Annotated in this window: 18 protein-coding genes; 12 read left to right on the top strand and 6 right to left on the bottom strand. The window is 61.0% G+C overall.

Annotated elements, in window-relative coordinates; all coding sequences use genetic code 11:
* The first annotated feature begins 34 nt into the window (after positions 1-34).
* Positions 35-1,969 (top strand): M1 family metallopeptidase, encoded by a 1,935-nt coding sequence (locus IEV53_RS12565; protein WP_229719889.1) that lies wholly within the window; start codon positions 35-37, stop codon positions 1,967-1,969.
* Between the two features lie 36 nt (positions 1,970-2,005).
* Here IEV53_RS12565 and IEV53_RS12560 read toward each other — a convergent pair whose 3' ends face one another.
* From IEV53_RS12560 to IEV53_RS12545, 4 genes are all read right to left on the bottom strand, one after another.
* Positions 2,006-2,197 carry a hypothetical protein gene (locus IEV53_RS12560; RefSeq protein WP_188427174.1) on the bottom strand — a complete coding sequence of 64 codons (192 nt, stop codon included), beginning with the start codon at positions 2,195-2,197 and terminating at the stop codon, positions 2,006-2,008.
* 164 nt (positions 2,198-2,361) lie between these two features.
* Positions 2,362-3,516, bottom strand: a complete 1,155-nt coding sequence (locus IEV53_RS12555) for a GNAT family N-acetyltransferase (protein ID WP_188427257.1) — start codon at positions 3,514-3,516, stop codon at positions 2,362-2,364.
* Positions 3,517-3,603: 87 nt separating this feature from the next.
* A complete protein-coding gene (locus IEV53_RS12550; RefSeq protein ID WP_188427173.1) occupies positions 3,604-4,068 on the bottom strand; it encodes a RidA family protein in 465 nt (154 codons plus the stop codon).
* Positions 4,069-4,100: 32 nt separating this feature from the next.
* Positions 4,101-5,654, bottom strand: coding sequence for a TSCPD domain-containing protein (locus tag IEV53_RS12545; protein WP_188427172.1), 1,554 nt, complete (start codon positions 5,652-5,654; stop codon positions 4,101-4,103).
* A gap of 219 nt (positions 5,655-5,873) precedes the next feature.
* On the opposite strand from IEV53_RS12545, the gene mlaD reads away from it, so the two are divergent.
* The 7 genes from mlaD (at position 5,874) to IEV53_RS12510 (ending at position 10,959) form a co-directional block, all read left to right on the top strand.
* On the top strand, positions 5,874-6,374 hold the full coding sequence (gene mlaD / locus IEV53_RS12540) for an outer membrane lipid asymmetry maintenance protein MlaD (RefSeq protein ID WP_188427171.1): 501 nt from the start codon (positions 5,874-5,876) through the stop codon (positions 6,372-6,374).
* Positions 6,371-6,577: a hypothetical protein gene (locus IEV53_RS12535; protein WP_188427170.1), complete on the top strand. Its 207-nt coding sequence runs from the start codon at positions 6,371-6,373 to the stop codon at positions 6,575-6,577. Before mlaD ends, IEV53_RS12535 begins: the two co-directional genes overlap by 4 nt.
* Positions 6,574-7,392 carry a DUF2155 domain-containing protein gene (locus tag IEV53_RS12530; protein WP_229719873.1) on the top strand — a complete coding sequence of 273 codons (819 nt, stop codon included), beginning with the start codon at positions 6,574-6,576 and terminating at the stop codon, positions 7,390-7,392. The genes IEV53_RS12535 and IEV53_RS12530 overlap by 4 nt, the downstream gene beginning before the upstream one ends.
* A gap of 126 nt (positions 7,393-7,518) precedes the next feature.
* Positions 7,519-8,262 (top strand): trehalose-phosphatase, encoded by a 744-nt coding sequence (otsB, locus tag IEV53_RS12525; protein WP_188427169.1) that lies wholly within the window; start codon positions 7,519-7,521, stop codon positions 8,260-8,262.
* Positions 8,262-9,605 carry an alpha,alpha-trehalose-phosphate synthase (UDP-forming) gene (locus tag IEV53_RS12520; protein WP_188427168.1) on the top strand — a complete coding sequence of 448 codons (1,344 nt, stop codon included), beginning with the start codon at positions 8,262-8,264 and terminating at the stop codon, positions 9,603-9,605. The genes otsB and IEV53_RS12520 overlap by 1 nt, the downstream gene beginning before the upstream one ends.
* On the top strand, positions 9,602-10,102 hold the full coding sequence (locus IEV53_RS12515) for a disulfide bond formation protein B (protein ID WP_188427167.1): 501 nt from the start codon (positions 9,602-9,604) through the stop codon (positions 10,100-10,102). The genes IEV53_RS12520 and IEV53_RS12515 overlap by 4 nt, the downstream gene beginning before the upstream one ends.
* Positions 10,103-10,617: 515 nt before the next feature.
* On the top strand, positions 10,618-10,959 hold the full coding sequence (locus IEV53_RS12510) for a UrcA family protein (RefSeq protein WP_188427166.1): 342 nt from the start codon (positions 10,618-10,620) through the stop codon (positions 10,957-10,959).
* An 11-nt stretch (positions 10,960-10,970) separates the two neighbouring features.
* Here the strand turns inward: IEV53_RS12510 and IEV53_RS12505 are convergent, their stop codons facing one another.
* Both IEV53_RS12505 and IEV53_RS12500 read right to left on the bottom strand, forming a co-directional pair.
* Complete coding sequence (locus tag IEV53_RS12505) at positions 10,971-12,587, bottom strand: stimulus-sensing domain-containing protein (RefSeq protein ID WP_229719888.1); 1,617 nt, start codon at positions 12,585-12,587, stop codon at positions 10,971-10,973.
* A gap of 189 nt (positions 12,588-12,776) precedes the next feature.
* Positions 12,777-13,490 carry a response regulator transcription factor gene (locus tag IEV53_RS12500; RefSeq protein ID WP_025841044.1) on the bottom strand — a complete coding sequence of 238 codons (714 nt, stop codon included), beginning with the start codon at positions 13,488-13,490 and terminating at the stop codon, positions 12,777-12,779.
* A 261-nt stretch (positions 13,491-13,751) separates the two neighbouring features.
* Between IEV53_RS12500 and IEV53_RS12495 the strand changes: the two genes are divergently transcribed.
* The 4 genes from IEV53_RS12495 to dapB all read left to right on the top strand — a co-directional run bounded on the left by IEV53_RS12495 (position 13,752) and on the right by dapB (position 18,426).
* Positions 13,752-14,324 carry a nucleotide exchange factor GrpE gene (locus IEV53_RS12495; protein WP_188427164.1) on the top strand — a complete coding sequence of 191 codons (573 nt, stop codon included), beginning with the start codon at positions 13,752-13,754 and terminating at the stop codon, positions 14,322-14,324.
* A gap of 129 nt (positions 14,325-14,453) precedes the next feature.
* Positions 14,454-16,358, top strand: coding sequence for a molecular chaperone DnaK (dnaK, locus tag IEV53_RS12490; protein ID WP_188427163.1), 1,905 nt, complete (start codon positions 14,454-14,456; stop codon positions 16,356-16,358).
* A gap of 176 nt (positions 16,359-16,534) precedes the next feature.
* Positions 16,535-17,677 (top strand): molecular chaperone DnaJ, encoded by a 1,143-nt coding sequence (gene dnaJ / locus IEV53_RS12485; protein ID WP_188427162.1) that lies wholly within the window; start codon positions 16,535-16,537, stop codon positions 17,675-17,677.
* Between the two features lie 5 nt (positions 17,678-17,682).
* Entirely contained in the window at positions 17,683-18,426 is a 744-nt protein-coding gene (gene dapB, locus IEV53_RS12480; protein WP_188427161.1) for a 4-hydroxy-tetrahydrodipicolinate reductase, read from the top strand.
* Positions 18,427-18,561: the final 135 nt, after the last annotated feature.

Here is an 18,561-nt window from a genome sequence, read left to right as displayed (position 1 = left end):
CGCCCTGGCGGCGCGACCGGCCCCCAGCCAGAACATGCCGCTCTCAATGCGTCCGGTTTTCGATACGCTGGTCCTGCCTGACGCACCCAATATCTGGCGTAGCGGTTCTGGCCGCCCCGGCTCGGCCTACTGGCAGAACCGCGCCGATTATCGCATCGAGTCCCGCATCGATACGACCAGCCATGTCCTGACCGGCACCGAGACGATCACCTATACCAATAACAGCCCTGATGCGCTCGACGTGCTCTGGCTTCAACTCGACCAGAACCTCTATCGCAAGGATTCCCGCTCCTGGGTGGCCTTTCCTGACTGGCACCCGGCCAGTTCAGACGGCTATGCCATCGAGCGTGTGACACTCGAGACGAACGGCGTGGAAAAATCCGTTCCGTTCCGGATTTCCGATACCCGCATGCAGGTAACCCTGCCCGCGCCCCTCGCAGCTTCAGGGCATGCCCTGAAGCTGCACGTCACATGGCATCATACCATTCCCGGTGAGTGGGGCGGCCGCACGGCCGTTACCCCAGTCAAGGACGGAGCAATTTTCGAAGTCGCCCAGTGGTATCCGCGCCTTTGCGTCTATGACGATCTGCGTGGCTGGGACACGCTTCCCTATCTGGGGCAGGAATTCTATCTCGAATACGGCAGCATCGACTATGCCGTGACCGTACCCTGGAACTTCACCGTGGTCGGATCGGGCGCACTCACCAATCCGCAGGACGTGCTGACCACCACTGAACGGGCGCGTCTCGCCGATGCGGCAAAGAGCGACAAACCCGTACTGATCCGCACCCCGCAGGATGTGCTCGACCCCAATTCCCATCTGGCGCATTCAGGTGAGAAGACATGGCGCTTCCATATGGAGAATACGCGCGACGTCGCTTTCGCTGCATCGCCGGCTTTCGTCTGGGACGCTGCCAAACTCGATCTGCCCGCCCTGCCGGTTGCCAAAGGCCAGAAGCCGCAACCCCGCCTCGCCATGTCGGTCTATCCGCGTGAAGGCGCAGGGCCTCAGGCCTGGGACCGCTCGACCGAATACGTCAAACACGCCATCGAGTATTTCTCGTCGCAATGGTATCCTTACCCGTGGCCAAATGCGGTCAATCTGGGCGGCCATGGCGCGGGCATGGAATATCCGGGCATCGTTTTCGATGGCTGGCAGGACAAGAATGACGTCCTGTTCTGGATCACCACGCATGAGCTGGGTCATGGCTGGTTTCCGATGATCGTCGGCAGCAATGAGCGCCGTCACGCCTTCATGGATGAAGGATTCAACACCTTCATCGACGCCTATGCCTCACAGCACTTCAATCATGGGGAATATGCCCCCAAGAAAGACGCGGAATTCGCCCCCGAGACGGGCGATCCGGCAAAGGATATCGTTCCCGTTCTGACAGCGTCAGATGCTCCCACCCTGATGATGCCCGCCGAGCTGGTGCCAGAGAAATATCGCCACAAGGTGACCTATTTCAAAGGCGCCTATGGGCTGATGCTGCTGCGTGAGCAAATTCTCGGTCCAGACCGGTTCGATGCGGCCTTCCGGGCCTATATCCGCGCCTGGGCCTTCAAACACCCGACCCCGTCCGATTTCTTCCGATTCATGTCGAGTGAAGCGGGCGAGGATCTGACCTGGTTCTGGCGTGGCTGGTATTTTGAGAACTGGTGGCCGCAATATCGTCTGGATGGTTTCAGCCAGAGCAATGCCAAACCGGGAGAGGAAAGCACGATCAGCATCGGCGTACGCAACGAGGGCAAGCTGATGATGCCCGTAACGCTGCGCATTACATGGCAGGATGGTTCCAGAACCGAGCGGGTCATCCCCACTGAAGCCTGGATGCTGCATGACAGGCTGAATCTCACATTCCCAGATCATGGTGCCGTTAAGGCGATCGCACTCGACCCCGATCAGGGTCTGCCCATACCTGACCGGAATGGGCTCACGATCACGCCGGCAGTCACCAACCACCCATGACCCCTGTTCCTCCTGCCATTGGCAAGAGGAAGCGCGTCACCCGGCGATGGACTCGACGCGCTCACCCCAGCCTGCAGAGGTGACGAGGCCTGCGGCCTCGTTGCGCTCGGCGGAATCGAAACCGAAAAAAAGCTGTGCCTCGGCCCAGACGGGCGATGGCTGTGCCGCGTGGCTCTGCGCGAGCAGGCGGGCAAGATCGGCGGCACCGGTCGAAAGATATCTGATCATTCAGTCTGACCCTCACGACTGCACCCCCAACCTGATCATTCCATCAGGCAGGCAAGGCGCATAAAAACAACGATCCCAAAGGCCTGAAGGCCGTTTGGAAAGACGCGGAGAGCGCCCCCGCGTGCTGACGATGCAATCAGCCTATATGATAGTGAGAGTCGTTCTCAACAACTATTTTTGTGATGATAAGGCGAGAAAGAGGCAAGTGCTTCTTTCTCCTGTAAAATCGCCTCTCGCTCTTCTTCGAGAAACGGCCTGACAGCCCGGGCGAGCGCCGGATCGCGTATGAAATGGCTGGAATAGGTCAGACTCGGCAGATAACCGCGCTGGATCTTGTGTTCGCCCTGCGCACCAGCCTCGACCCGGGCCAGCCCCTCGGCAATGGCAAGATCGATGGCCTGATAATAGCACAGCTCGAAATGCAGAAAGGGCCAGTCGCCCTCGCAGCCCCAGTTACGACCATAGAGCGTATCGCGCCCGGCGAGATTGAGCGCCGCCGCAACAGGTATCCCGTCATGCAGGGCCTGCATCAGTACCACACGCTCTCCAAGCCGCTCTGACAAGCCACTGAAAAACTGGCGTGTGAGATAGGCCTGCCCCCATTTGCGGTCGATCGTGGCCTGATAGAAAGTGTAGAACCTGTCCCAATCCTGCGCCGTGATTTCAGGCCCGCGCAGTGTGCGAAATGTCAGACCGCAGCCTTGTGCCTCGCGTCTCTCGCGCCTGATGGCCTTACGCTTGCGCGATGCGAGTGCCTCGAGAAACTGCTCGAAATCGGCATAGCCCTGATTATGCCAGTGATATTGCAGGCCGATGCGTTTCATCCAGCCATGACCGGCGAGCACATCCTGCTCGGCCTCGGTGCAGAAACTCATATGGACGGAAGACAGCCCCAGCTCCTGACAGGCTTGGCGCAGCGCATCGCCGAAAACACCCGCGATCGTATCCTGCGCCAGCTGGGCAGGGTCGATCAGAAGCCGTTTTCCACTGACAGGAGAGAAAGGAACGGCAATCTGCAACTTGGGGTAGTATTGCCCCCCGGCCTGTTCATAGGCACGCGCCCAGCTCTGGTCGAATACATATTCCCCGTAGGAATGCCCCTTGAGAAAGAGAGGAGCCACAGCCACCAGAACGGTGCCGTCATGCAGGGCCGCATAACGCGGCAGCCAGCCCGTTCTGGCCCCGACGGAGCCGCTTTCCTCGAGAGCCAGAAAGAAGGCATGGCTGAGAAAGGGATTATCATCCCCGGCACAGCGATCCCACGCTGTGGCACCGATTTCGGTAATGGAAGCATGCAGCGTCAGGGACCAGTCCGTCATGCTGGGCATGTGGGCTGTCACTGAGATCGAATCAACCGCAAGCCGGACGGTTGCGGTTGAAAAACGACCAGGTCTTGCGCTGTGAGATCAGGCGATCTCGATCAGTGCTTCAACCTCGACGGGAGCATCGAGCGGCAGGGAGGGCACACCGATCGTCGAGCGGGCATGACGACCGGCATCACCGAACACGGCGACCGCCAGATCGGACGCACCATTCATGACGGTGGCATGCTGTGTGAAGTCAGGCGTGCATGCAATAAAGCCGCCCAGACGCACGATGCGCTTGACCTTCGACAGATCGCCCAGTTCGGCCTGGACCTGCGCCAGAACGTTCAACAGACAGAGTTCGGCGCATTCACGCCCCAGTTCGGGAGACACATCCTCTCCCAGCTTTCCTGTCGCCTTGAGCGTGCCACCCGACAGCGGCAATTGTCCTGACACGACAAGCAGCGAACCCGTGCGTGCTACAGGCACATAGGTAGCAACCGGCGCCGCGGCCTTGGGCAGATGAAGGCCGAGCGCCGCGAGGCGCATGGACGGTGTTTCAGACATGGACCAGTCTCCTTGCTGAGGGGTGCTTCCCCTCAGCTGACCAGACGCAGCCTGCCGCGTTCACGCGGGGGAAGATCACCGGGGATATCAAGCGGCAACATCGGATCCTCTTCAATCACATGAGGATCTTCCGGCGCACTGTCGGGCAGACGCTTGCCCAGATAACTATCTGACAGCGCCCTGAATGCATAATCAAGCAGCGATGAGGCATAGGCCGCCACCGGATCGCCCTCGACCGTGCCCGCAGGCCCGAAACGGGTATGGGCAAACTGCTCGACATAAGCCGAGAGAGGTGCGCCATGCTGCAGACCGATCGTGACCGCCTGACCCACGCTTTCAAGCAGACCGCGCACCATCGAGCTTTCACGCCCCGGCGTCAGGGAGATCTCGCCCAGCGAACCGTCTTCATATTCCCCCGTACGCAGATAGAGGCGATGGCCGCCAATGGCAGTGCGCTGCGTGAACCCGCCATGACGGGCAGGAAGAGGACGGCGCACACCACGCTCCAGACGCGCCGTGAGCGGCAGCGACGCGCGCGGATCGGGACGTGCCGGCATGCGATCGACAAAACCCGTCAGGGCACGATGCATCGACAGATGCGCCTCCGGCCCCGGCTGCGGAAGCGGGTTCTCGCCCAGAACGGCTGAAGCCAGAGCCGCCTCGAGGCTGAGACCGCGATGGGCCAGACGCGACAGGGCACTTGCACGCAGATGACCATCAGCGCGCAGCGGCGAGAAGATCGGTGCCAGACCGCAGGATTCGACACCGAGCAGGGCATCGACAGGGCCGGGCAGGGAGAAGCCTGTTTCGATCAGCGCGCGATTGGGCAGATCCGGCAGGCTGTCTTCCATCTCGTCACGTATCTGACGGCCCGTGATCTCGAGTCCGGCAATCGGGCAGGAAATAGGCGGCAACGGCACAGGGCCAGCCCCCTGACGCGCCAGAGACGTGGCCAGCCAACTCAGATAGCAGGCCGCATCGCGCCCGGTCTCGCTGTCGTAATCGAGACCCATCAGGGCAAGGCAGCTATCGAGATTGGTCAGAAGCAGCGTGCCCGCCGGTCCACCCAGACCATCCTGCTCCGGCGCAGAGGCCGAAGGTGCGTCGAAAAGCGGCAACTCGCCATTGAGCATCGGCCCGTTGACGGCATGCAGACGACGCAGCGCCACGCAGGCGAGACGCAGGGTCTCGACAAAGCGCTCACCGTCGAAATCGCCTTCCTGAACGAAGGCGGCCAGATTGACCACGAAGCCGGAACGACGATCGACCTGCCCCTGCCAGAGGGCCGCAAGTGGCGCGATCTGGCGCTCGAGCAGGGCACCCGCCAGAGCAGGACCCAGAGCGGGCACAGGCATTTCCGTCTCACCGGGCAAGGCAGGCAGGCTGCCAAGACGATCGAGCCAGCGTGCTGCCTCGCTCGACAGACGCAGGGCGCCAGTCGAGCCGGAAAGCTGCAGGAGCGCGATCGCCGCCTCGTCTTCCCAACTGGCAGGAAGAGTTACGGCACGCAGGGCGAGATCGTCAGGATCGGCAGCGACATGCGCGACGCGCATCCGCACCCCGTTCCACTGGAGAAGCGTTGTCATACCTATGAATCTAGGCCTCGAATCGGGGCTGGAAAAGGGGCATTCGGACCGCCAGACAGGGGATAATGGTCCGCATAATGGGGATATGGTGGATAACATTCCACGACCCAAAGCCCGGCGGGGTGATGGACGCTGGCAAGCGAAGCCTGTAGGACTGGAACGGATCGTTTTTCCTGCGTCCTTCCCTGCGCGACCCAAGCCTGTGAGTTCCCAATCACCATGAGTTCATTGTCTGGCGTTCGCCCCCGTCGCGATCTTCTCGAACTGACGACCGGCTTTCTTGTGCTTGCCGTCCTGGCGGCCCTTCTGGTGATTGCCGTTCTGGGGCGCAGCCAGAGTGGTAATGATGGTTACAAGCTGCGCGCCGTCTTCAACCAGATCGACGGGCTGTCTGTCGGCTCCGATGTGCGACTGGCGGGCATTACGGTCGGGCACGTGACCTCCGAGACGGTCGATCCGAAAAGCTATCGCGCCGAAGTAGGCTTCACGGTGCGTGACGGCATCGAACTGCCGACCGACAGCGCCGCCATCGTGACCTCTGACAGTCTGCTGGGCGGCAAGTACATTGCCCTCTCACCCGGGGGCGACGAAAAGAACCTCAAGCCGGGCGGGATCGTGTCGCAGACACAGGGCGCGATCAGCCTCGAGCAGCTTCTGAGCAAGTTCATTTTCTCGGTCACCGACTCACTCGACAAGAGCCGCAAGGCCGCTGCCCAATGAGCAGCCCCACCCTCTGGACCGATCGTCAGGGCGCCCCCATCGCCTGCGTCGAAAAGCTCAAGGTGTTGAGAGAGAACGAGACCGAGCTGCGCCAGACATTGCAGGATGTGTTTGAGGACGCGCTGCTGATGGGGGTCGATCCTGACGCAATGCGCCGCCATCTGGTCGATATGGTCGCAGCCCTCAAGGAGCTCAACGCATGAAACGCGCCCTCTCCCGAACGGCGATGCTTGTCGCTCTGCCTCTCACCATGGCGCCTGGCGCGATCATCCCTGCGGCCCTGGCTGCAGAAGCCGTTGCTCCCCCCGTCATGTATCCAGCCGATCTGTGGCAGGGTCGCGGTGAGGCGGTTATCCGCGTACTCAACCGCACCGACTCCCATATCGAGACCCTGACCATTCCGGTTGGCGGGCAGGCGCAATATCGCAGCCTGCATCTTGGCGTCACGCGCTGCGTCGATCGCCCCGAGACCCTGCCCAGCGATTCTGCAGCCCTGATCACCACCAGCGATGACACCGATCCGGGCGGTCATTATGAAGGCTGGGTTCTGGCTGAAGAGCCGTCGCTTACTGGATACAAGAGCGCGCTTTACGGCATTACCGTCATTGCCTGCTCAGGCCCGAAAACCGATCCGGCTCTGGCGCCCCTGCCACAATCAGTGGTGCCCGTGCTCACCAATGCGACACCCGAAGGCGCACAGAACCAGCCGGGCGATCTCGACGACCCCACCCATGCGGCAACCTCCGGCGGCGCCCCGCCGCAGACCCTGCCGAACACCCCTCCGGGCTCCCTGCCAGCCAGACCTCCTGCCACACAATCCGGCGGTCCGATGGCTCTGACCCCCTTCGGCGAACAGACGACGCCGTCGCGTCCCCCGGTTTCTGCGCCCCGTCAGATGACCGGCCAGCCACAACATCAGGACGCAGGCGGCCCGATGCAGCTTGCCCCTCTCTCCGGAGGCAGCACGTCGGGCGGCACCGGGCAGGCACTGCCGCCACCGCAGCCCTATAATCAATGACCCTGTAGCCGGAGATAAATGACCGAAGTAATCCTCTGACCATATTATGATCAGATTTGAGGGTGATAACGCGGCTGATCCTGCATTTCGGTGCAACCGCGTATCAATGAGGAAGTTATCAGTCTCATGACAACCCCCTCTCCCTCGGCTTACTCGTCATCCGGTCCCTCAGCGCCCTCGCTGGACCGTGCGGCATTTCTGCTCGATTTCGACGGGACTCTGGTCGATATTGCACCGACCCCTGACAGTGTTCAGGTCGAGCCCGGCCTTATCGACACCCTCCTGCGCCTGAGAGATCTTTGCGGCGGCGCCCTCGCCATCGTAACCGGCAGACCCATAGCCCAGATCGACCATTTCCTGCCCGGCATTCCGACAGCTGTCGCGGGCGAGCATGGATTGACCCTGCGTCGCAGCCCGGACGGCGCTGAAGAGCCCGTCAGCGCCAGCCCGATACCCACCGCATGGCAGCAACAGGCTGAAGCCCTTGTCAGCCAGTTTCGCGATACAGCGCTGGAGCGCAAAAAGGCCGGTCTGGTGCTGCATTATCGCGGCAATCCTGCTGCCGAGACGCCTTTCAGGAGCGCCATCGAAACATGGCTTTCAGGGCAGGATATTTTCGAAATCCATCCCTCCAAAATGGCATGGGAAATCCGGCTCGCCGGTATCCACAAGGGCAACGCCGTCGAGGCCCTTATGGCACAGGCTCCTTTCGCAGGGCGCATTCCCGTCTTTGTGGGCGATGATGTGACCGATATGGACGGTGTGCGGGCAGCCAAGGCGCTGGGGGGATATGGCTATCTCATCCCCGATGATTTCAGGACTGCTCATGATTTCCGGGCCTGGCTCGCCCATCTTGGGGAGAATGCCTGATGGGTCGCCTCGTTGTCGTTTCCAACCGTGTTCCCGCCCCTCGTGAGCGCAGTCAGCCAGCAGGGGGCCTTGCTGTCGGTGTGCGCGATGCCGTGCGCGGCACTGAAAGTCTGTGGTTCGGATGGTCCGGGCGTCATACCAGCCAGTCGAAAGACCAGACACCCAAGCTCGACACGCATGAGAGCTGCACCTATGCCACGATCGATCTGACGCGCAGCGAGTACGAGCATTTCTACGAGAATTTCTCGAACGGACTGCTCTGGCCGCTCTGTCATTATCGTATCGGCATCATCAATTACAAACGCACCGATTATAAGGTCTATCGCGAGGTCAACGCGCTCTTTGCCGATCAGCTCGTGCCCCTGCTGCGCGATGACGACACGATCTGGATCCATGACTACCATCTCTTCCCGCTGGGCGCGAAACTGCGCAGACGCGGGGTCAAGGCGAAGATCGGTTTCTTCCTGCATATTCCCTTTCCGCCCTGGAGCGTGACCCGCGTCCTGCCCTGTGCCGAGGAAATGCTGCGTGAAATGGCGGCTTATGATCTGATCGGTGTGCAGACCGCTGAAGACGCCCGCAATATGGATGGCTGCTTCGAAGCCAATAACCTGCCCAACCGCGCCGCGCATTTTCCGATCGGTATCGACCCGGTCGAATTCGGCGAACAGGCCATCCAGAACGTGATGGCCGAAGAGGTACAGCGCCTGCAGGCCTCACTGCGAGGGCGCAAGCTCATTTTGGGTGTCGACCGTCTCGATTATTCCAAGGGTATTCCCGAGCGTATCCATGGCTACGAGACCTTTCTGAACCGCTATCCCGAGCACAAGGGCGAGACGGTTCTGCTCCAGATCACCCCTGTCTCTCGCGCAGGGGTCGCGAGCTATCGCGCCCTGCGCCGTGAACTGGACGAGATGGCGGGCCATATCAACGCCATGCACGGTAATTTCGACTGGTCGCCCATACGTTACCTGACCCAGTCCGTGCCGCGCGAGGTCCTTGCCGGGTTCCATCGCATTGCCGATGTCGCCCTTGTCACCCCGCTGCGGGACGGCATGAACCTTGTGGCCAAGGAGTTTGTGGCGGCCCAGAGCCCTGATAGCCCGGGGGCGCTCATTCTCTCCTCCCTTGCCGGTGCTGCACCGGAAATGGAAGAAGCCCTCATGGTAAACCCCTATGACCATGAAGGCATTGCCGATGCCATTCATGCCGGGATCACAATGAGCCTTGAAGAGCGGCAAAGACGCTGGCAGGCTCTGCACAAGGACGTCACCCAGAATACAGCGGCAAACTGGGCTGACAGTTTTCTTGAAATGCTCAGAGAGACAAAAGGACAGGGATGATCGCGCGACTGACCGGTGGATTGATGTTTTTCGCCGGTATGGCCGCAATCGGCGTCGCGTGGTGGGCCGAGCATATTCTCGGCTATGCCCCGTGCGAACTCTGCCTGATCGAGCGCGCCCCCTGGCGCATCGTCTCTTTTCTGGGCGTTATCGCCCTTCTCATCCCCGGTATGGTCGGTTTCTGGGCGACTGTGCTCGCCCTGCCTGCACTTGCCGCCTCGGTCATGCTGGCTGGCATCCATAATGGTGTCGAGCAGAAATGGTGGGAGAGCCCGCTGCCTGCCTGCCATGCGCCAGTCTTTCATGCGGGCGCGAGCTTTCACGACCGCATGGCCTCCATGCCCATGCGCCCGGCCAAGCCCTGTGATGACCCGACCTATCTCTTTCATCTGCCTGTTTCGATGACAGTGCTTGGCGGTATCGCCGCCGCCCTGCTTTTCATCATCGTCAGCTATAGCGTGGTGCTTCAGGCACGACGCTGGCACGCCGCCCGCTGACATCCTGCGTCAGGGATTATCCCTGAACTGCAAATAAAGAGAAAATCCGCCTTTCTGCACCTGCCTGCATGGGCGAACGTCCCACGGATAGACTTCCTGCAGGCGACAGAAAGAGCCGTGTGGCATGGCGGCGTAACGGCGCCTGACCACGCAGCTGCAAAAAGACAGGTCTACAGCAAACGGCCTTTACTCGACCCGCTTTCCGGAAAACGGCTGGTAGAGCCTCATATGGTGCGATTGACGACGCGCGCCGCGAGAAACGCTCTGATTTCTGCCCCCGACAAAAAAACGGGCGCGCGAATCATGGTCGCCACAACAAAGGATCTTATCCTTGTGGCAGGAAATGCCATTTATAATTAAAACCAGCCTCTTTGCGGCGATTTATACCCAAAAAGAGAGCTATCCCTAATTTTTTTCGCCTAAAAACACTGCAAATTCGAGTTTGGCACGGCTTTTGCAAGAGGGAGATCATACCGCCGGACGATGGGTTCGGCGCTTCAAAAAAGGATCTCACCATGTTCGGTTTCGCCAAGTCTTTCGTTGCCGCCGTCAGCTTTATCGCCATCGCTGCCCAGCCTGCTTTTGCAGAAAACCGCATCGCACCGAGCGACAACACCGCACAGATCGATATCACGCATGTCGATCTCAAATCAGACCGCGACTGGAACCGCGTTGCAGATGCCATTCATGCCAAGGCTGCCGATATCTGCGAACGCACCGTGGGCGCCAGCGACCAGCGCGCTGCCGATGTCGATGCCTGCACCCAGACCTCGTACGAAAACGCCGTGCAGCAGATGCGTGACATCTATGCCCGTCGCGTTGCTGCTGCGAGCCAGACCCGTCTGGCTCGTTCATGAGGGCAAAAGCGCTAGAGGGCGCGCGGCAGAAGTATGACGAAGCAGGCACCGATAATCCGACCCGCTTCGTCATATCGGTTTTCGGCATGAAGCGTACCGTGAAGGGCTTCGATGATCTGACGGCTGATCGCAAGACCAAGCCCTGAGTGCTGACCGAAATTCTCCGTCTGGGGACGTTCGGAATAGAAGCGGTCGAAAATATCCTCGAGCTTGAGCGGGGGAATCCCCGGCCCCTCATCACTGACCGTAATACGGATCTGCCGGTCGACAGGCCGCATGAACAGCGTAATCCGCCCGCGTGGGGGCGAAAACGAAATCGCATTGCCAATCAGGTTGCGCAACACCTGCACCAGACGATCTTCCACCGCCAGCACCCGCAAGGGATGAACGGCGTCGTCATGGGAGTCGTCGAGAACGATAATGGCATCTTCAGGCTTGCGCGTGGTCTGATGCATCTCCGTCAGGATAGAGAGCAGCATCCCTACAGCCACAGGCTCAGACCGGGCGCGTGAGAGTTCAGCGTCGATACGGCTGGCATCGGCAATATCGGTAATCAGCCTGTCCAGACGGCGCACATCGTTGTTGATGATGGCCAGAAGTCGCGTCTGACGTTCGCGGTTCTCGATACGCGGCAGAGTCTCGATGGCAGAACGGATGGACGATAGCGGGTTCTTGATTTCGTGACTGACATCGGCAGCAAAGCGCTCGATGGCGTCCATACGGGCCCAGAGCGCCAGCACGCTGCCCCGCAAGGCGCGCGCCAGAACGCCGATTTCATCGCGGCGAACCAGCAGGGATTCGGGCACGGTATCGGCACGCCCGGCCATATCGCGCATGTCATGCGACGCAACGGCGAGACGCAGCAAAGGCCGGGCGATGGTAATCGAGAGATACCAGGACAGAAGCACTGTCACGGCCATGGCTGCCAGAAAGAGCGAGAGAATGGAGGAGCGTACGGCGAAAAGTGACCGATCGACCTCCTGCGCCTGTCGTGTGAGCTGGATGACCCCTACCGTCTGACCGTCATGAATGACCGGTTCTGCCACTGTAATGACCAGCTCATGCTCAGGTGTGCGCCTGATATAAGGGGCGGCCTCTGCGCCGCGATATTCACCAGCAGAACGCAAAGGCGGCGGGCCATCCTGATTTTCGAGCGTCACAATGCCTTCGCGTGACGATAGCGGCAGAAGGGACAGCAGCCATTCATAGGCAATTTCGATGCCATTATTGCGCGGCGGCTGCCAGCGTGGCGGGGGTACAGGCTCGCCAGCGCCAGACTGTCCCTTGCGATCGCGCCGCACGAGGGCAGCCTCGTTCAGACTATCTGCCACCAATGTGCCGTCAGGCCCGACCAGACGGGCGCGCACATTGGGGCTGGGTTCGGTTAGTCGCAGCAGGAGCGGGCGGGCCTGCGCCCCGTCAAGCATGAACTCTGCACCCGGAAAAGGATGGCGCGCCGGGTCGCGCACCACGGCAATCTGCCCCATGGCGGCGGCATAGATATGCGCCTGCTCACGCAGGGCATTCACATCGGTTTCAAGCAGGCTGTTCTGGAAATCGTTCAGAAAAAGCAGCGTGACAGCAAGGATGGCCAGAGGCAGCGTATTGAGCAGGAAGATACGCCGCATGAGCGGCGAGGCAAAACGCGGCAGATGAAAGCGCCGTTCCGACTGCGTCCCGTCGCGTCCGGCCTCCAATGCCAGCGTATCGCCATAGCGGAAGGACCGCCTGCGCAGACGACGGATCACTCGCGCCAGCAGACCGGGCGCACCCCGGCGCGACCGTCTGCCAATGGACTCACGCTGGGGCATGGCCGGTCAGTCTTCCTTGTAACGATAACCTATGCCGTAAAGCGTCTCGATCTGATTGAAGTTATCGTCGATCTGCCTGAATTTCTTGCGCACGCGCTTGATATGGCTGTCGATCGTGCGGTCATCGACATAGATGTTCTCGCCATAGGCAGCATCGATCAGCTGATCGCGCGATTTCACCATGCCGGGGCGCAGGGCAAGCGCCTTGACCAGCAGAAACTCGGTGACGGTCAGCATGATATCCTGACCTGCCCAAAGGCATTGATGGCGCGTCTCATCCAGCGTCAGACTGCCACGTACGATGGCGGCGCCACCGGTCGAGACGCCACTGCCCTCGGCGCGGCTGGCATCCTGACGGCGCAACAGGGCGCGAATGCGTTCCAGCAGCAGGCGCTGCGAGAAAGGCTTGGTGATGTAGTCGTCAGCACCGAGGCGGAGCCCCATGAGCTGATCAAGTTCCTCGTCCTTGGACGAGAGAAAAATGACCGGCAGGGCCGAGCGCGCGCGCAGGCGCTGGAGCAGCTCCATGCCATCCATGCGCGGCATCTTGATATCGAGCACCGCCAGGCTGACCGGCCGCGCCTGAATCCCCTGCAGAGCGGCCTCGCCATCGGTATAGGTGTGCACGACAAACCCCTCAGCTTCGAGCGCCATTTGGACCGAAGTGAGAATATTGCGATCGTCATCCACCAGGGCGATGGTGTGCTTTGTCGTCTCCATGCGCGATGCATCCGCCTTCAATTTCTGCCTGTTGCCAATAACAGGGGGGTTGGCATATGGCTTGTGGCAGCCACCTATATCTTACCACGCGGCTGCGCCCAAGACGGGGCAGCTGAAAACGGTCGGACATCCCGGGATGGTCGACCGGTGTCTTTCGTGGCTTCTTGCGGCCATACTCGCCCCGAAGCGGGGGAGCACGCCAGAAGCCGACCCTATGACGCCCGGTCCTGCCGGGCCAGAATTTTCGAGGTTGCGACCACGATGACGACTGAAAACGCGCTGCACGAAGAGCAGAACGAGACCCCGACCCCCGAGACAGCAGAAGCACAGACCGAGGCCAAGACCCCGGAAGCCCGCATTACCGAGCTTGAGGCGCAGGTCGAGGAATTCCGCGACAAATGGATGCGCTCCGAGGCCGAGATGCAGAACTACCGCACGCGCGCCAAGCGCGAGGTGGAAGATGCCCGCCAGTATGCCGTGCAGAAATTTGCCAAGGATGTCGTTGAAGCTGCCGAGAACCTGCAGCGCGGCCTCGCCTCGCTTCCCGCCAAGGGCGAGAACGAAGACGGGCTGATCAGCAAGCTGCGCGAGGGCTTTGAAAGCACCGAGCGCTCCTTTGTCGGCATTCTCGAGCGCAATGGCATCACCTGCCAGCACCCGGTCGGCGAGGTGTTCGACGCCAATCTGCATCAGGCCATGGCCGAGCAGCCGAGCGACGAGCATCCCGACGGCACGGTGATGCAGGCATGGACCCCCACATGGACGCTGCATGGCCGTCTGCTGAAGCCTGCCATGGTGGTTGTCGCCAAGGGTGGAAACAAAGCGGCAGAATGAGGGTTGAAACCCTTAACAAGGCCTCCTAGATTTTATGAGTAACCCGCCCCTGCCCAGGCAGGGAGACGAAAACAAGGGCGTTGCCTGGTGCCTGATTGGGCCGGACAGCGCCGCTGAAAGGACTGAAATATGAGCAAAGTCATTGGTATTGACCTTGGCACCACGAACTCTTGCGTCGCGATCCGCGAAGGCGATGAGACCAAGGTCATCGAAAACAGCGAAGGCGCACGCACGACGCCGTCGATGGTCGCATTCACCGCAAATGGTGAGCGTCTGGTCGGCCAGGCCGCAAAGCGCCAGGCTGTCACCAACCCTTCCGATACGCTGTATGCCGTCAAGCGCCTGATCGGCCGTCGCTATGACGATCCGACCGTCACCAAGGACAAGGAAATGGTCCCGTACGAGATCGTACGTGGTGACAACGGCGACGCTTGGGTGCGCGCACGCGGCGAAAACTACGCCCCTTCGCAGATCTCGGCTTTTGTGCTGGGCAAGATGAAGGAAACCGCCGAAGCCTATCTCGGTGAGACCGTTTCCCAGGCCGTCATCACGGTTCCGGCCTACTTCAATGATGCCCAGCGTCAGGCCACGCGCGATGCCGGTCGTATCGCCGGTCTCGAAGTGCTGCGTATCATCAACGAGCCGACCGCTGCCGCTCTGGCCTATGGCCTTGGCAAGCGCGATTCCGGCACCGTTGCCGTTTACGATCTCGGCGGTGGTACGTTCGACGTGTCCATCCTCGAAATCTCCGATGGCGTCATCGAGGTGAAGTCCACCAATGGTGACACGTTCCTCGGTGGTGAAGATTTCGACAACCGCATCATCGGTTACCTGGCAGACGAGTTCAAGCGCGACCAGGGCATCGACCTGCGCGGCGACAAGCTTGCCCTGCAGCGCCTGAAAGAAGCCGCTGAAAAGGCCAAGATCGAGCTTTCCTCCTCCAAGGAAACCGAGATCAACCTGCCCTTCATCACGGCCGATGCCTCGGGTCCGAAGCATCTCGTGGTCAAGCTGAGCCGCGCCAAGCTGGAAAGCCTGGTTGATGATCTGGTCCAGCGTACGCTTGGCCCGTGCCGTGCAGCCCTCAAGGATGCATCGGTTACCCCGGCCGAGATCGACGAAGTCATTCTCGTCGGTGGCATGACGCGTATGCCGAAGGTCATCGAGACGGTTAAGCAGTTCTTCGGCAAGGAACCGGCCCGCAACGTCAACCCTGACGAAGTGGTCGCCATCGGTGCCGCCGTTCAGGGCGCTGTGCTCAAGGGCGACGTCAAGGATGTGCTGCTGCTCGACGTGACCCCGCTTTCGCTGGGCATCGAGACGCTGGGTGGTGTCTTCACCCGTCTGATCGATCGCAACACGACGATCCCGACCAAGAAGAGCCAGACCTTCTCGACGGCAGAAGACAACCAGAACGCCGTGACTATCAAGGTCTATCAGGGCGAGCGCGAAATGGCGGCAGACAACAAGCTGCTCGGCAATTTCGACCTCACCGGGATTGCACCGGCTCCGCGTGGCGTGCCGCAGATCGAGGTCACCTTCGACATCGACGCCAACGGCATCGTCAACGTGTCGGCCAAGGACAAGGCGACCAACAAGGAACAGCAGATCAAGATCCAGGCTTCCGGTGGTCTGAACGATGCCGATATCGACCGCATGGTGAAGGAAGCCGAGGCCAATGCCACGGCGGACAAGGCCAAGCGCGAGATGGTCGAGCAGCGCAACAGCGCCGAGGCCCTGATCCATCAGACCGAGAAGTCGCTGACCGAAGCTGGTGACAAGGTTCCGGCTGCTGACAAGACCGAAGCTGAAGCCGCAGTCGCTGCTACCCGCGAAGCCATGAACGGTACGGATCTCGAAGCCTTGAAATCGGCTACCGAGCGTCTGACCCAGGCTGCGATGAAGATCGGCCAGGCTGTCTATGCCCAGTCTCAGGCAGAAGAGGGTGCCGCCGGTGGCGAAGCCCATGCTGCCAAGGACGAAAACGTTGTCGACGCCGACTTCGAAGACGTGGACGACAGCAAGAAGCACTGAGTTCCACGCAGAGGGGGGCTCTGCCCCCTTCTCGGGAAGCTTCCCGCTTTCAGCGCCCGTCCTTCCCTTGGGAGGGGCGGGCGTTTCGACGTTCTGATCACCCCCGCCTTTGTCATTGCGGTGACAAGGCCTGATCTGGCGCCCCTTGACCCCTGGATCTCCTGACGAGGACTCCCATGGCCACCAAAATCGATTTTTACGCCGTTCTTGAAGTCACGCGCACAGCGACCGCCGATGAGCTGAAAAAGGCCTATCGCAAGCAGGCCATGCGCTATCACCCCGATCGTAACCCGGGTGACGAGACAGCCGAACACAAGTTCAAGGAAATCAACGAGGCCTATGACGTCCTGAAGGATGAGCAGAAGCGCGCTGCCTATGATCGCTTCGGCCATGCTGCGTTCGAGAATGGCGGCATGGGCGGCGGTGGCGGCTTTGGCGGTTTCGGTGGCGGTGGCCTCGACGATATCTTCGAGATGTTCGGCGACATGATGGGGGGGCGTCGTGGTGGCGGTCGCCGTCGCACGGGCAACGACATTCAGGTGCAGGTCGAGATCACGCTGAGTGAGGCCTATGCGGGCGTCAAGAAGCCGGTCGAGATCCGCACACGCGTCACCTGCGAAAGCTGCCATGGCTCGGGCTCGGCAGACAGCAATGCCGGTGACACCACCTGCCCCACCTGTCACGGTGCCGGCGCCGTGCGGGCGCAGCAGGGCTTCTTTCTGGTCGAGCGCCCCTGCCCGACCTGCCATGGTTCGGGCAAGGTCGTGCGCAATCCGTGCAAGAGCTGCCGTGGCGCTGGCACGACCGAGAAAACACGCACGCTCGACATCGCCATTCCGGCCGGTGTGGAAGACGGCACACGCATCCGTCTCACGGGTGAGGGTGAGGCCGGAGGCAGCAATGTGCAGCCCGGCGATCTCTATGTGCATGTCTCGGTGGGAGGCAGCGACATCTTCCAGCGTGACGGGGCCAATATCTACTGCCGCGTGCCCCTGCGCATGACACAGGCCGCACTCGGCACCGAGATCGAGGTGCCGGTCATCGATGGCAGCCGCGCCAAGGTGAAGATTCCCGCAGGGACACAGACCGGCGAGAATTTCCGTCTGCGTGGCAAGGGTTTCTCGGTGCTGCGCTCGAGCGCACGCGGTGACATGTACATCCAGGTGGCTGTCGAAACACCGCACCAGCTCAGCCCGCGCCAGAAGGAACTGCTTGAAGAGTTCGAGGCCGAAGCCGGCGAAACCCAGGATCAGGAAAAGGCCAATCCCGAACATACGGGGTTCTTCGCCAAGGTCCGGGATTTCTTCGAAGGGAAGTAAAGACGATGCGTATCGGGATTGCAGGCATTACGGGGCGCCTTGGCGCACTTTGCGCCGAGGAAGTGGTGGGGGCACAACTCCATCTTTCTGGCGGGCTGGCCCGCAAACCCGACGCATTGCGCCATATCGTGACCGACCCTGCCCGTCTGGCAGGGTGCAGCGATGTGGTGATTGACGTAAGCAGCCCCGAGGCGACCTGCGCCAATGCCGAAGCCTTTGCTCAGGCGCGCTGCGCCTGGGTGATCGGCACGACAGGATTCAACGCCGAACAGGAAGAGGCCATCATCTGCGCCTCAAGGCAGATTCCGGTTTTGCGGGCAGCAAATTTTGCTCCGGGCCTGACCATGCTGCTCGATCTGGCCCGTCAGCTCGGCGCCAAACTCCCTGCTGATGAATATGACGCGGAAATTCTCGAGACACATCATCGTCAGAAGCGCGATGCGCCCTCGGGCACGGCCCTCGCCATTGGCGAGCAGTTTGCAGAAGGCCGAAAGGTGGCTCTGGCCGATGTCATCGAGACAGACCGTTCGGGGCTGCGCGGCGACGGTGCGATCGGCTTCGCCTCTCTGCGTGCTGGCCAGATCGTGGGGGAGCACAGCCTGATCCTGACTTCGGGAACCGAGCAGATCACGCTGTCCCACCGGGCCTTCGATCGCCGCGTCTTTGCTCAGGGCGCCGTCAAGGCCGCGCGATGGCTGGCAGGTAAACCGGCGGGGCTCTACGGCATGACGGAAATATTCGGCGCCTGAAACGCCCCGATTTCCTTGGTGAAACATAACAAACGCTTGACCCTTGCGGCTTTATGCCTCTAAGGACAGCCCTCTCTTGCGGTACGGGCGCAGGCTGTCGCGCGTCCGCTGCTTTTCTTTCACTCATTCCCTGCG

Origin of the sequence: Asaia siamensis (assembly GCF_014635085.1) — a bacterium.
GTDB lineage: Bacteria > Pseudomonadota > Alphaproteobacteria > Acetobacterales > Acetobacteraceae > Asaia > Asaia siamensis.
Note: the sequence above shows the minus strand (reverse complement) of the source record. Positions and strands in the feature narration are given on the sequence as shown.

Excerpts from the sequence above, each read along its gene's own strand:
- IEV53_RS12495 (WP_188427164.1), top strand. The coding sequence starts at position 13,752 with ATGACGACTGAAAACGCGCTGCACGAAGAGCAGAACGAGACCCCGACC.
- IEV53_RS12500 (WP_025841044.1), bottom strand. The coding sequence starts at position 13,490 with ATGGAGACGACAAAGCACACCATCGCCCTGGTGGATGACGATCGCAAT.
- IEV53_RS12545 (WP_188427172.1), bottom strand. The coding sequence starts at position 5,654 with ATGACAACGCTTCTCCAGTGGAACGGGGTGCGGATGCGCGTCGCGCAT.
- dapB (WP_188427161.1), top strand. The coding sequence starts at position 17,683 with ATGCGTATCGGGATTGCAGGCATTACGGGGCGCCTTGGCGCACTTTGC.
- dnaJ (WP_188427162.1), top strand. The coding sequence starts at position 16,535 with ATGGCCACCAAAATCGATTTTTACGCCGTTCTTGAAGTCACGCGCACA.
- IEV53_RS12510 (WP_188427166.1), top strand. The coding sequence starts at position 10,618 with ATGTTCGGTTTCGCCAAGTCTTTCGTTGCCGCCGTCAGCTTTATCGCC.
- IEV53_RS12555 (WP_188427257.1), bottom strand. The coding sequence starts at position 3,516 with ATGACGGACTGGTCCCTGACGCTGCATGCTTCCATTACCGAAATCGGT.
- mlaD (WP_188427171.1), top strand. The coding sequence starts at position 5,874 with ATGAGTTCATTGTCTGGCGTTCGCCCCCGTCGCGATCTTCTCGAACTG.
- IEV53_RS12560 (WP_188427174.1), bottom strand. The coding sequence starts at position 2,197 with ATGATCAGATATCTTTCGACCGGTGCCGCCGATCTTGCCCGCCTGCTC.
- otsB (WP_188427169.1), top strand. The coding sequence starts at position 7,519 with ATGACAACCCCCTCTCCCTCGGCTTACTCGTCATCCGGTCCCTCAGCG.
- IEV53_RS12550 (WP_188427173.1), bottom strand. The coding sequence starts at position 4,068 with ATGTCTGAAACACCGTCCATGCGCCTCGCGGCGCTCGGCCTTCATCTG.
- IEV53_RS12505 (WP_229719888.1), bottom strand. The coding sequence starts at position 12,587 with ATGCGGCGTATCTTCCTGCTCAATACGCTGCCTCTGGCCATCCTTGCT.
- IEV53_RS12530 (WP_229719873.1), top strand. The coding sequence starts at position 6,574 with ATGAAACGCGCCCTCTCCCGAACGGCGATGCTTGTCGCTCTGCCTCTC.
- IEV53_RS12520 (WP_188427168.1), top strand. The coding sequence starts at position 8,262 with ATGGGTCGCCTCGTTGTCGTTTCCAACCGTGTTCCCGCCCCTCGTGAG.
- IEV53_RS12565 (WP_229719889.1), top strand. The coding sequence starts at position 35 with ATGCCGCTCTCAATGCGTCCGGTTTTCGATACGCTGGTCCTGCCTGAC.
- IEV53_RS12515 (WP_188427167.1), top strand. The coding sequence starts at position 9,602 with ATGATCGCGCGACTGACCGGTGGATTGATGTTTTTCGCCGGTATGGCC.
- dnaK (WP_188427163.1), top strand. The coding sequence starts at position 14,454 with ATGAGCAAAGTCATTGGTATTGACCTTGGCACCACGAACTCTTGCGTC.
- IEV53_RS12535 (WP_188427170.1), top strand. The coding sequence starts at position 6,371 with ATGAGCAGCCCCACCCTCTGGACCGATCGTCAGGGCGCCCCCATCGCC.